This window comes from Collimonas arenae (assembly GCF_000786695.1).
GTDB classification, from domain to species: domain Bacteria; phylum Pseudomonadota; class Gammaproteobacteria; order Burkholderiales; family Burkholderiaceae_D; genus Collimonas; species Collimonas arenae_A.
Map to the genome: position 1 here is coordinate 621899 of NZ_CP009962.1, position 13470 is coordinate 635368.

Sequence of the window (13470 nt, forward strand, 5' to 3'; positions counted from 1 at the left end):
AATAACATGTCTTCGTTGAAAATCGGTATTCTCGGCGCCGGCATCGGCGGCCTGACGGCGGCGATTGCCTTGCACCGCGCCGGCCACGACGTCGTCGTGTACGAGCAATCCAAACAATTCCTGCGTGTCGGCGCCGACATTAACCTGACACCGAATGCGGTACGTGCTCTGGATGGTCTGGGCATAGGCGAGGCGGTGCGTCGTACTGCTGCGCGTCCTACGCACCGGATCAGCCGTACCTGGGATAGCGGCGAAGAGACTTCACGCCTGGAAATGGGTGACACCGCCGAAAAAAAATACGGCGCTCCGCAATTGACGATACACCGCGCTGACCTGCTGGCGGCGCTGGCAGAGATTTTCCCTGCCGAGCGCGTCAGGTTTGCCAAGCGCGCCGAGGCGATTACGCAGGACAGCCAAGGCATCACGCTCAAGTTCACCGATGGCACGAGCGACAAAGTTGATGTGCTGATCGGCGGCGACGGCATTCACTCGGTAGTGCGCACCGCGATGTTCGGCGCGGAAAATCCTCGCTTTACCGGCGTGGTGGCTTTCCGTGCGGTGATTCCTGCGGAGAGCGTCGCCGGCATACCGAACCTGCAGGCATTCACCAAATGGTGGGGGTCGAATCCCGAAAGCCAGATCGTCACTTTTCCACTCAATCGCGGCAAGGACATTTTCATCTTTGCCACCACGGCGCAGGAAACCTGGCACCTGGAGTCGTGGACCACACCGGGCAGCGTGCAGGAACTGCGCGACAGCTACGCTGGTTTTCATGGCGACGCACGTGCGCTACTGGACGCCTGTGACGAAGTGTTGAAGACCGCTTTATATGAGCGCGATCCGCTGCCGCATTGGTCCAAGGACAACATGACGCTGCTCGGCGACGCTAGCCATCCGATGATGCCGTTCATGGCGCAAGGCGCCGGCATGGCGATCGAAGATGCGGTAGTGCTGGCGCGCTGCCTGGAAAACGCGACAACCCTGGCCGTCGTTCCTCAGGCGCTGCAGCGCTATGAAGCGTTGCGCCTGGAACGCACCAGCAAGATACAGATAGGATCGCGCGGTAATAACTGGCTGCGCGAAGGCGGCAACGCCGATTGGGTCTACGGCTATGACGCATGGGCCGTACCGCTGGAAGCGGAAGCGGAAACGGAAACGGTGTAAAGCCGGTTCGCCCGGCAACTGACAGCTGCGAACGACAAGCGAAGCACATTTGGAGACTGCAATGAACGAAATCAAACAAGACATCTATCTCAACCCGCATCAGGCGCGCCGTCGCCCGCCGACTCAGTATGAAGATCTGCTGGGCGATTCCATCGAGCGCGCCTTTGGGGCAGGGATACACGATTTATCGGAACTGGTCGCGTATTTGAACCGCACCGGACCGGGCTGCCCACTGAACGAAGGTATCTGGACCGAAACTTTGTACCAAGAAGAAATTGCAAGACTGGCTGCGTAAGCAGACCGATCCATTCAGGAGATAGTGATGAGAACGATAGCCAATGATCCGGTTGAAGCGGTGCTCGCCGTTGGATTGAAAGATTTGTGGTACCCGATTTGCCCGTCCGAATTTGTAGCCGAGCGGCCGGTGTCGCTGCGCCGCCTGGGACGGAAGTTCGTCATCTGGCGCGAAACCTCCGGCAAGTTGCATGCACTGGAAGATCATTGTCCGCACCGTGGCGCGCCGTTGTCGATGGGGATGGCACTGGGCGATCGCATTGCCTGCGGCTATCACGGTGTGCAGGTGCGCTTCGATGGCGTTGTCACCAGCGTGCCGGGCAGCCCGGGTTGCAAGCTGGAAGGCGCCAAGGCAACGCGTTCATTCCATGTGCAAGAGGCTTGCGGCGCGATCTTCCTGTACAACTCCAGCGTCGATGTCGACCAGCCGCCGCCATTGCGCCTGCCGGAGGAATTGACCAGCGACGAGTTTTCCAATTTTCTCTGCTATGCGGAATGGAAGGGCGGTTATCGCTACGTCACCGACAACGTGATGGATCCGATGCATGGCACTTTCCTGCACAAGCAATCGCACTCGATGGCCGAAGGCGACAATACAGCCACCTTCCGCGTGCGCGAAACCGACATCGGTTTCGTGTTTGAAAAAGAAGGGCAGCGCGACGTCAATTTCGACTGGACCGAATGGGCCGACACTGATCTGCACTGGATGCGTCTGGCGATCCCGTATCCGAAAACCGGCGGCCCGGGCGGCAGTTTTTTCATCATTGGCAGCTATACCCCGATCAGCGAGAACGTCTCTGCCGTCTTTTTCTGGCGTTGCCGCAAGCTCAGCGGATGGCAGCGCGATACCTGGCGCTTCCTGTATCGCAACCGCCTGGAAGCGCGCCATTGGGCTGTGCTGGAGCAGGACCGCGTGGTGCTGGAAGTGATGGAGCCGGACGCCAACCAGCGCGAGATGCTGTATCAGCACGACATGGGCATCGTTCGCTGGCGTCGGCATATGCGTAATCTAGCCAAGGAACAACTGGCCAAAGAAGAAGCAACGGAGCAGGTGAAGGCGTGATGAGTTTCCCGGTTCGGCGTCGGCTTGAAACGGGTTATTGTTTAGTATGAGGTTTTTATGAGCAGTTCTTTGATTTCGGTTCGGGTCCAGGCAATGCGCTACGAGGCAAAAGGCATCGTCAGCGTGGAACTTGAGGCGATCGGCGACGCCGAGTTGCCGCTTTTCGAGGCCGGCGCCCACATCGATCTGCATCTGGGCAACGGCGTCGTACGCAGCTATTCCTTGTTGAACGCGCCGACGGAACGCCAACGCTATGTGGTCGGCGTACTGAACGACCGCAACAGCCGCGGCGGCTCGCGTTACGTGCATGAGCAACTGCGCGTCGGCTCGACCATGACGATCTCTGCACCACGCAACAATTTTGCACTCGACGAGTCAGCGAGCCATTCAGTGCTGATCGCAGGCGGCATTGGCATTACACCGATCTCGTGCATGCTGAATCACCTGCGCAGCCGGAACAAGTCGGTCGAGTTGCTGTATTGCGCCAGGTCGCGCGCCGAGGCGGCATTCAGTGCGACGCTGTTGCAGCAGGACGGCGTCACAGGACATTTCGACGACGAGCAAGGGGCACCGCCCGATCTGCGCGCCTATCTGGCAAGCAAACCGAAGGATGCGCATTTCTATTGTTGCGGTCCGACGCCTATGCTGAACGCTTTCGAAGCTATCTGCGCCGAGCTGGATTTGCCGAATGTGCATATCGAACGTTTCGCCGCCGCTGAAAATATCACTGCGGTGCAAAACGGAGAATACGTGGCAGAACTGGCGCGCAGCAAGAAGGCCATTTCGGTGCCTGCCGGGAAATCGCTGTTGGATGCCTTGCTGGATGCCGGCCTGGACGTTGAGCATAGCTGCCGCGAAGGCGTCTGCGGCTCTTGCGAAACCCGGGTGCTGGAAGGCGAACCGGATCACCGCGACGGCGTGCTCAGCAAGAGCGAGCGCGCATCGAACAAGATCATGATGGTGTGCGTATCAGGCTGCAAAGGACAGCGTCTGGTACTCGACCTGTAGTCGCAAAGCATTTACCCGAATCGGCTTCGGGTATTTTTTTGTGCAACCATTTTTATGGAACGTTGGTTCACATATAAAACAAGAGTGATATCAACGATCCGCCAAGCACACATCTCGTAGGCGCGGGGCATATGGGAAAGGTGGACACGGCCGAGGCCGTGGTAATTCGATGAGGGGAGACACGCATGAAAAAAATACTGATGGCCGTGGCGGCTAGCGGTCTGGCGGCGAGTGCATTTGCACAAAGCAATGTGACGATCTACGGCAGCCTGGATGCAGGCGTTGCCTACGTCAATAATCTGGGCGGGAAATCCGTGGTGCGGGAAGATCAGGGTACGATGCAGCCGGACCGCATCGGTTTTCGCGGAAGCGAAGACCTGGGCGGCAACATGAAAGCCACCTTCCAGCTGGAAAGCGGATTTTATACGGATACCGGTGCGCAGCCTTCGGCAGGAAAGCTGTTCAACCGCATGAGTACGGTAGGCCTGTCAGGCGATTTCGGCGCCATCACCATGGGCCATATGCCGGATATCGTGTTCGACTATGCCGGCAAACTCAGCAACGGCTATCAATTGACCAATTGGTACCTGTTCCATCCCGGTAACCTGGACAGCCTGGCCAATACCTACCAGTTCGACAATGCCGTGCGCTATACGTCGCCGACCTTCGCCGGCCTGCAGATGAGCGGTATGGTCGGTTTCGGCGAGGTCGCAGGCGATAACAGCAAGGGCCGTAATCTGAGCGCAGGCGCCAGTTATGTGAACGGTCCGTTACGCGCCGTGCTGGCCTACTCCAAACTGAATGACCGGCCGGCTGGTTATGCTGGCGCATTTCTGGGTAGCGTCGGGCTCGGTAGTGCGGCTACCGTTTTCAACAGCCTGACCACGGTGGCGGCCGGGGTCGGTTATACGATCGGCAGCGTGCGGCTGAACGGTATGTACACCCAGGTCAAGATTGCATTGCCGACGGATGTTGCGCCGAAACAGAAAAACCTCGATCTCGGCCTGGCCTGGCATTACGCAACGGCCGACACATTGAACGTCGGCTATGGTTTGTCAAAACTGGAGGGCGCACGCTGGAATACTGTCAGTCTGAGCAATGTGCATGCCTTGTCCAAGCGCACTGAGCTATATGTGCAAGCAGCCTATCAGCGCGCGGGCGGCGACGCCAAATATGCCGTCATGAACGGCACCGGCGTCGGCGGTTCGACCGGTGTTTCTGGCGGGCCTAGTCAGTTGGTGACGACGGTCGGCATGCATCACTCGTTCTAAGACAGGAATGGAAAACGGGCCGTCTGCGGACGGTCCTTTATTCAAATCCCCGAATACCGCTGCCGTTAAAACTCGGCAATTTCCAGTGGAAGCGCATGGCCAGCAGGCGGACCACGAAGCCGACGCCGATAGCGGCTAGCGGTGCGACGCTCGGATCGACATTCAACCACAACAGGCCGACATACAAAGCGCCGGTGAACAGCGCGATGGTGGCGTACAGCTCGCGCTGCAGCACCAGTGGAATCTCGTTGCACAGCACGTCCCGCAGCAAGCCGCCGAACACGCCGGTAATCATGCCGGCCAGGATCACGATGCCTGGAACCATGCCGTTGGCGCGGGCGATATCGCAGCCGATCACGCTGAAAGCCACCAGGCCGAGGCCGTCGACGACCAGGAACACGCTGCGCAGATGATGCAGGAAGCGCGCCACCATGGCGGTGACGATGGCCGCGCCGATGGTGAACAGCAGGTACTCGGGATGAGCAATCCAGCCCAGCGGATAATTTCCCAACAAAACGTCGCGGATGGTGCCGCCACCCAGCGCGGTGATCGTGCCAACCACGCAGATGCCGAACAGGTCCATGTCGCGCCGCATGCCCATGATGGCGCCAGACATGGCCTCCGCCACGATCGCAACCAGATAGATAGTGTGCAGTAGCATGGCCTTAATCTCCGGAAGAAAATAATTTCAGAATCTGTGCGCGTTCTTGCGCTGCGTTCAAGGCTTCTTTCTCAATCGCTTGATCACTACTGCCGTCGGCCTGGCATTTGAGCTTGCTGTGAATGAAGGGATTGCTGTCTGCCATGCAACTGCCCTTCAGATATTCAGAATAGACGTAATCGCCATCGTACACGCTGAGACCTGCCGGCTCTTCTTGCAGGCGCTCATTGCGGTCCTTCAATGCAACCTGCATATAGCGGCTCCAGATCGGCAAGGCGGCTACCCCGCCTGTGGTGTTGCCCAGCGATTTAGGCTGATCATAGCCCAGCCAGACTACCGATACCACGCCCGATGAATAACCGGCGAACCAGGCGTCATAGGCATTGTTGGAGGTGCCGGTTTTGCCCGCCGTATCGCCGCGCTTCAGCATCTTGGCGCCGTGGCCTGTGCCGGATTTGACGACGTCTTGCAGCATGCTGTCCATGACGTAAGCGTTGCGGGCAGACACGATCTTTTTCCCCAGGTTTTTTCTTGGCGTATCGGCAAACAGCACCTGACCGGAACGGTCGCGGATTTCCTTGATCAGCCGTGGCGGCTGGGAATAGCCGCCGTTGGCGAACACAGCGTAGGATTGCGCCAATTGCAGCGGCGTCACTGCGCCGGCGCCCAGCGCCAGCGGCAGGGATACCGGGTTGCGCTCGGACAGGAAACCGAATTGCGTTGCAAACGCTTGTACATAACCGGCTCCGGCCGCCTGCATCAGACTCACCGCCACCAGATTCTTCGAGCGCATCAGACCGCGACGAACGGTGATGAAGCCCTCATAATTATTGCCGAAATTGCGCGGCCGCCAGGCACGGGCGCCGGTATCTTGCGGCAGCAGCACGCGCTGGGTGTCATCGACCAGCGTACCGGGGAAATAGCCTTTTTCCAGCGCAGCAGAATAGACAAAGGGCTTGAAGCTTGAACCAGGCTGGCGATAAGCCTGCAGCGCATGATCGAAGGGGTTGCGGAAAAAATCGAAACCGCCGGCCAGCGCCAGGATATCGCCGCTTTGCGCATCGACAGAAATCAGTGCGCCTTCCATTTCCGGCGTCTGGCTCAGCAGCCAGCGATCGCCGCTGTCGCGATAGACCCGGATCACGGAACCTGCAGCAATGTTGCGCTTGCCGCTGGCTGGCAGTTTTGCCCAGCCGCCGGCGATGCGCGGATCCATGTTGTTGATCTGCAGGGCCTGACCGTTACGTAGCGTGGCATGGATCAGCTTCGGCGATATGGCGGTGACGATCGCAGCGCGGATTTCGCCGCTATCCGGATAGGGCAGCAACATCTTGGCGGCTTCGCTATTGGTAGCAGCGGCGCCAAGCTGCGCCTCCGGGCCGCGATAGCCGCGACGACCCTGCGCATCCAGCAGGCCGGAGCGCAAGTGTTTATCGGCCGCCAATTGAGGCTCCATCTGGAGCGTGGTGGTGACGTCCAGACCCATGGTGTAGGCGCGTTCCTGATACAGCTGCATCACCATCTGCCGCGCTTCTTCTACAGCATATGCAGCTTCCCGCACCGAAGGATTGCGGGTCGGGTTGATCACCAGCTTTTCCGCAGTGGCTTGCTGAAAATTTTCCTGGTTGATATAGCCAAGTTCCAGCATGCGCTGCAAAATATAGTGCTGGCGCGTCGCTGCGCGCTGCGGGTTCGCTACCGGGTTGTAAGCGGACGGCGCCTTCGGCAAGCCGGCCAGCATGGCCGCTTCGGCGATGCTGATCTGCTCCAGCGGCTTGTCGAAATAAATGTTCGACGCCGCAGCAAAGCCATACGAGCGCTCGCCGAGATAGATCTGGTTCATGTATAGCTCAAGCAGCTTGTCCTTGCTGTATTGCTGCTCCAGCTTGTAGGAAAGCAGAATTTCATTTAGTTTGCGCTGCAAGGTTTTCTCGCGTGTCAGGAAAAATCCGCGCGCTACCTGCATGGTGATAGTACTGGCGCCTTGCCCATGCTGGCCGGTGAGCAGATTGGCGAAAGAAGCGCGCATCAGGCCGACGAAATCGACGGCGCCGTGCTCATAGAAGCGCGCATCTTCGATTGCCAGCAGAGCTTGCCGCATTACCAGCGGAATTTGTCCAATCGGCAGAAACTCGCGGCGCTCTTCGCCATATTCCGCCAGCAAGATTCCTTCACTGGAATAAATTCGCAACGGCAGCGCAGGATTATATTGCGCCAGATGATCTACCGCGGGCAGTTGTTGCCAGGCATGGCGCAACCAATAACCGCCGGTGAGCCCGGCGGCAAGGATCAGTCCGATGCTAAAACCGAGGATGAATTTGAGGCGGCGGGAGATGCCGGTTTTTTCTTGCATGGCGGGTTGCCGCATGGTCGCTCCTGTTGATATGGCACACGAATCTTTGGCGGATGCGGGGTGTGACGGACTGGTGAGCGGCCATTGTGACGGCAGCGAGGGATATACTTAATAAAATTAAGTATTATTAAGTAGTCATAAATATTTCTAATCTAAGGATGGCGCGGATGAAACTCAATCCCAAACACACCGAGGCCTTCCGTGCCGTGATCGAAACCGGCAGTTTTGAGCAGGCGGCCTTGCGGTTGCATCTGACGTCGCCGGCGATTTCCCAGCGCGTGCGTGCTCTTGAAAGCCAGCTTGGCAGCGCCTTGATAGTGCGCAGCCGCCCGGCCCGCGCAACCCGCATGGGGCAGCGGCTGATGCAATACCTGAAGCGCGCAAAGCTGCTGGAAACCGATCTGGCGGCGGAACTGGCGGTGGAACAGGATGCACCGCTGACACTGGTGCTGGCGTTGAATGCCGACTCGATCGGGACCTGGTTTTTCCCGGCATTGTCGGATGTGTTGATACGGGAGCGAGTGCTGCTGGATTTGACCGTGGAGGATCAGGATCATACCTATTCTTTGCTGGAGACCGGCCTGGCGATCGGCTGCATCAGCACCGAATCAAAACCGATGCGCGGCTGTTCTGCGGAATTGCTGGGCGTGATGCGCTACTGGCTAGTGGCAGCGGAAACGTTCCGCGACCATTGGTTCGCCGATGGCTTGACGCGCAAGGCTGCACGCAACGCGCCGGTGGTGGCGTACACGCATAAGGACACCTTGCAGTCTTCATTCTTACTCAGCAAGCTAGGGTTGCCGGAGGGGGCATATCCCTGCCATTACGTTCCGGGCGCCGCTTCGCACTTCAATGCAATTCGTTATGGCCTCGGTTATGGTATGGTGCCCGAGTTGCTACTCAAGGCCGCAGGAAAGAAGAATGAAGTAATACATCTGGCGCCGACCAGGCCGCTGGAGTTGGAGCTGTACTGGCACACCTGGAAGGTGCAGTCGCCCCGTATGGAAAACTTGTCGCGCCAGATCATTGCAGCGGCTCGGAAGATCCTTAAATGATCTTTCCAAGGGAACTGGACCTGCAAATTTCAGCTTTCAATGCAGTTGTCGAGGCAACAATTTTCCTTCCTCATGCAACGCATAAGGATATGTAAATACATCAGTTTCTATTGCCGTATGGATATTGTATTCTAATCTCCCATTAAAGAACGAAACAGTTCTTTACAAAAGAAAACATGGGAAGGAAGACATATACATGCAGAGATTCAACACCTGGCCGGCGCGTTCCGCGCTGTCGCTATTGATCGCCTATGGCGTTCCAAACCTCTATCAGGCAGCGTACGCGCAAACGGCGCAAACAACCCCGGCAGTAGATGACACAGCAGCAGCTTCGGGTAACGATGGCAAACAGGTATTGATCACCGGCTCCCGCATTCCTCGCGCCAGCAAGGAGGGTCCGACCAGCGTTACCGTGATTACCGGCGAGGATATCGAGAAACAAGGCTATCGCAACGTCTTCGATGCGCTCAGCGCGCAAACGCAAAACACCGGCATGACGCAGGGCGCCGACTACGGCAATACCTTTACTCCTGCGGCGAACACCATCAGCTTGCGCGGCCTCGGGCCGAATCACACGCTGATCCTGGTCAATGGCCGACGGGTCGCCGACTATCCGGTGGCGTACGACGGCTCGGTCAATTTCGTCAACCTGGCGAATATTCCGTCGGCGCTGGTCGACCGCATCGAGATATTGAACGGCGGCGCATCGGCAGTCTATGGCTCCGACGCGATCGCCGGCGTGGTCAACGTCATCCTGAAAAAGAAGGCCAGCGGCTTCGATCTCAATGTCAAGGCCGGCGGCACGCAAGACGGCGGTGGTTCCAACCAGCGCATCCAGTTTACCGGTGGCGGCAGCAGCGGCGACCTGAGCGGGGTGTTCGGCGTAGAGCTGAGCCGTACCCAGCCGATCTGGAGCCGTCAGCGCGATTTCATGTCGTCGGCGTCGTCCGACGGCACCGCGCCGACCCGGATCGCCTCACGGATGAATGTCGACAGCGGCAATTACGTGGATCCCGGCGCCAACGGTTGCGGCCAGCTTGGCAAGTTGTTCTATAACAGCGTGGTGCAAACCAGTGACCCGTATTGCGCCAGCGGCAAAGCTAAACCTGCTTACTGGACCACCATGACGCAGAACGAGAGTGAAAACCTGTTTGGCAGCCTGACTTATCAGTTGAGCCCCAAGACCGAGGTATTCAGCGATCTGATGCTGGGCTTTAATACGACGCAAAACAATACGCGTGGACCGAGCTGGACTTCCGAAGGGGCTGGCAACAGCTATTTTTTCAACCAGAATACCGGCGCCAACGAGAGCTGGTCGCGCCGTATTGCGCCGGAAGAAATCGGTGGCGCTACGCGCTACAACAGAAAGTGGAATGACGTCGCCGGCAACTGGAGCATCGGCGTGCGCGGAGATATCCCGGCCACCAGCAGCTGGAACTACGAGGCGGCATATAATATTTCCGCTTATACCAGCCGGCAGACCACGCCGTTGTTGCTGACTAACGTCGACAGCTTTTTCCTTGGCCCGCGGCTTGGCTACAATTCTGATGGCGTCGCTATCTATGCGCCGAATCCGAACCGGCTCTACCAGCCCCTGACGCCGGATCAATTCAATTCGATCACCGGTGAAGCCATCAGCCGCAACAAATCGTGGACCCAGACACTGAGCCTGAGCGCCAACGGCGAGCTATTCAATTTACCCGCCGGGCCGGTGCGCCTGGCGGCGGTGGCGGAGCTTGGCAGCCAGGGATTCAGCAATACGCCGGACCCGCAAATCAACCAGGGAGTGTTCTACAACCAGTCGGGCGCCGAGGGCGCCAGCGGTTCGCGCAAGCGTTATGCGCTGGGTACGGAGTTGAATATCCCGCTGCTCGAGCAACTGGTGGCGACCGTCGCCGGCCGTTATGACGATTACAGTTTTGCCGGCCGTAGCGACGGCAAGTTCACCTATAACACCGGGCTTGAATTCCGTCCTGCCAAAACCCTGCTGTTTCGCGGTAACTATGCCACCAGCTTCCGTGCGCCAGACATGAATTACATTTATTCGACCACCACCCGTGGCTACTATGCGGCGACCACCGATTACTACCGGTGCCAGCTGGCGGGGCAAGCTTTGGCCGGTTGCGCCTACAATAATTATTCGCCGGGTGCGAATTACATTCAGACCGGCAGCAAGGACCTGAAGCCGGAAAACGGCAAATCCTGGAGCTACGGCGTGGTCTGGTCGCCAAGCTCCAACTTCGATGTCTCGGCCGATTTCTGGCGTATCCAGATCGACAATCTGGTGACCAATCTCGATCCCGATATCATTTTGCATAATGAAGCGAATTGCCGCGCCGGCAACCTGGATATCAATTCGCCCACCTGCGTGGATGCGCTGACGCGCGTCATCCGCAATCCGCCCAACGCCATCTTCCAGCCGAATGCGATCCAGAACATCCTGGTGAACCCGATCAATGCAGCACAGGAGCGCACCAGCGGCCTGGATTTCAGCGGCAAATGGCGCATCAAGGGCGGCGGTGTCGGCGATTTCCTGCTGAAAGCGAACTATACCAAGGTGCTCAGCCATCACTACCGGCAATTTGCGGCCGATCCCGATCAGGATCTGCTGAATTCCCTGACCAATCCGGATTGGGGTTCCAAGGTCAACGCCAGCCTCACCTGGCTGCGCGGCCAGTGGACCAGCACGGCGCAAGTCACGCGCTACGGCAGCTTGCCGAGCGCCGACCAGACCCGTCGCATCTCGCCGTTTGCGCTGGTCAATCTGAGCGCCAGCTACCAGATCAGTCCGCAGGCGTCGGTATCGCTGATCGTCAACAATGTGTTCAATTCGGTGAAACAAGACAATACCGCAGGCTGGCCGTATTATCCTGTAGGAAACTATAATCCTTATGGCCGCCAGGGATGGCTGGAGTTTAATTATCACTTTGGTTCTTAGAGCCTGACCGGTATTTATCCGGCCGCAAAAGGCACGGCGCAACGCCGTTCCTTTTGCGGTTTAACCATTTATACAAGTACACGATGAAAATCCACTCTGCTACCGCTGCTCTCGTCGCTACCCTGATGTGCGCAGCCGGAACGGTCCTGGCGCTACCCGCCGCCAGCCAAAAGCCAGCGACCGCCGCGGCAGCCACGACCGAAGGCATCAACTGGTATGAAGGCGACGTCGACGCCGCTTTTGCTTATGCCAAAGCCAACAACAAACCGTTGTTCCTGTATTGGGGCGCGACCTGGTGTCCGCCCTGCAATCAAGTCAAGGCGACCATATTCAACCGTCAGGGATTCATCGAGCGTTCGCGTTTCTTCGTACCGGTGCATATCGATGGCGATAGCGCCGGTGCGCAAAAGCTCGGCGAGCGTTTCAAGGTGCGCGGCTATCCGACCATGATCCTGTTCAAGCCGGACGGGACGGAAATCACCCGCCTGCCTGGCGAAGTAGATGCGGAGCGCTACCTGCAAACGCTGACGCTCGGCATCAGCGCCAACCGTCCGGTACGGCAAACCTTGCAAGCCGCCCTGGCCGGCGGCAAACTGACTGCGGATGAATGGCGTCTTCTGGCTTACTACTCGTGGGATACCGATGAGCAGCAGCTGGTCGGCCGCAAGGATTTACCCGCGACCTTGAAGCGGCTGGCGGCAGCCAGCCCGGCCGGCGACATCGCCAATCGCCTGGCGCTGAGCGCACTGGTGGCGGCCGGCACGGCGAAGCCGGGAGAGTCTGGCGTGGTCGACAAAACCGTAGCCGCGGCGCAATTGAACAAGACGTTGAGCGATGTCCGCAGCGCGCGCGAGAACATGGATATATTGACCAACTATCCGGTGGAGCTGGTGCAATTGGCGAGCGATCCTAAATCGGCGTCGCGGACGAAATTGCTGGCGGCCTCGAACCTTGCCATGCAGCGCCTGTCGGTCGACGCCACGTTGTCGAAAACCGACCGGCTGTCGGCGCTGGCGGCGCAGGTATCGCTGGCGCGCATAGATAATCCGGACGGCGCCTTGTCACCCGCGTTGATTAAAGAAGTGCGGCAAAAAGTGGCGCAAGCCGACAGCGCCACCACCGACGCCTTCGAGCGTCAATCAGTCATCAATACCGCTGCTCATGCCTTGAGCGATGCAGGTCTGCTGGACGATTCGGACAGCTTGCTCAAAGCGGAACTGAAGCGCTCGCATGCACCTTACTATTTCATGCTTAGCCTGGCGTCCAATGCTAAGAAACGCGGCGATAAGGGCGCGGCCATCAACTGGTACGAGCAAGCCTATCAGGCTGCGCAAGGCCCGGCGACCCGCTTGCAATGGGGCGTGGCGTATCTGTCCGGATTGCTGGAGCTGGCGCCGCAGGACGAAACGCGTATCGAGAAGGTCGCCCATGGCGTATTCCAGGAACTTGGCGGCACCCAGAACGCGTTTTATGAACGCAATCGTTCGGTGCTGGAACGCCTCGGACAAAAACTCACGGCCTGGAACAGCGGGGGCAGCCATGAGGCTGCGTTGGGCCGCTTGCGCGGTCAGCTGGATGGCGTGTGCGTCAAACTGCCGACGGCAGATGCCCAGCGCGCAACCTGCCAGGGATTGCTGAGTCCGACCCGAGCGTAGCCTCTAAC

At 58.5% G+C, this 13470-nt stretch carries 10 protein-coding genes; 8 read left to right on the forward strand and 2 right to left on the reverse strand.

Annotated elements, in window-relative coordinates:
* Positions 1 to 6: 6 nt before the first annotated feature.
* The 5 genes from LT85_RS02705 (at position 7) to LT85_RS02725 (ending at position 4800) form a co-directional block, all read left to right on the forward strand.
* Positions 7 to 1164: an FAD-dependent monooxygenase gene (locus tag LT85_RS02705; protein WP_038484932.1), complete on the forward strand. Its 1158-nt coding sequence runs from the start codon at positions 7 to 9 to the stop codon at positions 1162 to 1164.
* A 61-nt stretch (positions 1165 to 1225) separates the two neighbouring features.
* Complete coding sequence (locus LT85_RS02710) at positions 1226 to 1459, forward strand: recombinase-like helix-turn-helix domain-containing protein (RefSeq protein WP_038484935.1); 234 nt, start codon at positions 1226 to 1228, stop codon at positions 1457 to 1459.
* A 27-nt stretch (positions 1460 to 1486) separates the two neighbouring features.
* Positions 1487 to 2521 carry an aromatic ring-hydroxylating oxygenase subunit alpha gene (locus tag LT85_RS02715; RefSeq protein ID WP_038484938.1) on the forward strand — a complete coding sequence of 345 codons (1035 nt, stop codon included), beginning with the start codon at positions 1487 to 1489 and terminating at the stop codon, positions 2519 to 2521.
* A 57-nt stretch (positions 2522 to 2578) separates the two neighbouring features.
* Positions 2579 to 3529 (forward strand): PDR/VanB family oxidoreductase, encoded by a 951-nt coding sequence (locus LT85_RS02720; RefSeq protein ID WP_038484942.1) that lies wholly within the window; start codon positions 2579 to 2581, stop codon positions 3527 to 3529.
* Between the two features lie 185 nt (positions 3530 to 3714).
* Positions 3715 to 4800 (forward strand): porin, encoded by a 1086-nt coding sequence (locus LT85_RS02725; RefSeq protein ID WP_038484945.1) that lies wholly within the window; start codon positions 3715 to 3717, stop codon positions 4798 to 4800.
* Positions 4801 to 4837: 37 nt separating this feature from the next.
* Here LT85_RS02725 and LT85_RS02730 read toward each other — a convergent pair whose 3' ends face one another.
* Together LT85_RS02730 and LT85_RS02735 are read right to left on the reverse strand one after the other, a co-directional pair.
* Positions 4838 to 5461, reverse strand: coding sequence for a trimeric intracellular cation channel family protein (locus tag LT85_RS02730; RefSeq protein ID WP_038484948.1), 624 nt, complete (start codon positions 5459 to 5461; stop codon positions 4838 to 4840).
* Positions 5462 to 5465: 4 nt separating this feature from the next.
* The gene (locus LT85_RS02735) at positions 5466 to 7829 is read right to left on the reverse strand and encodes a penicillin-binding protein 1A (protein ID WP_253273654.1); all 2364 of its coding nucleotides are present in this window, start codon (positions 7827 to 7829) and stop codon (positions 5466 to 5468) included.
* A 152-nt stretch (positions 7830 to 7981) separates the two neighbouring features.
* Here LT85_RS02735 and LT85_RS02740 point away from each other — a divergent pair, with 152 nt between their 5' ends.
* The 3 genes from LT85_RS02740 (at position 7982) to LT85_RS02750 (ending at position 13462) form a co-directional block, all read left to right on the forward strand.
* Complete coding sequence (locus tag LT85_RS02740; protein WP_038484951.1) at positions 7982 to 8869, forward strand: HTH-type transcriptional regulator ArgP; 888 nt, start codon at positions 7982 to 7984, stop codon at positions 8867 to 8869.
* Between the two features lie 196 nt (positions 8870 to 9065).
* Positions 9066 to 11807, forward strand: coding sequence for a TonB-dependent receptor (locus tag LT85_RS02745; protein ID WP_038484954.1), 2742 nt, complete (start codon positions 9066 to 9068; stop codon positions 11805 to 11807).
* Between the two features lie 83 nt (positions 11808 to 11890).
* Entirely contained in the window at positions 11891 to 13462 is a 1572-nt protein-coding gene (locus LT85_RS02750; RefSeq protein ID WP_038484957.1) for a thioredoxin family protein, read from the forward strand.
* The last annotated feature ends 8 nt before the right edge of the window (positions 13463 to 13470 follow it).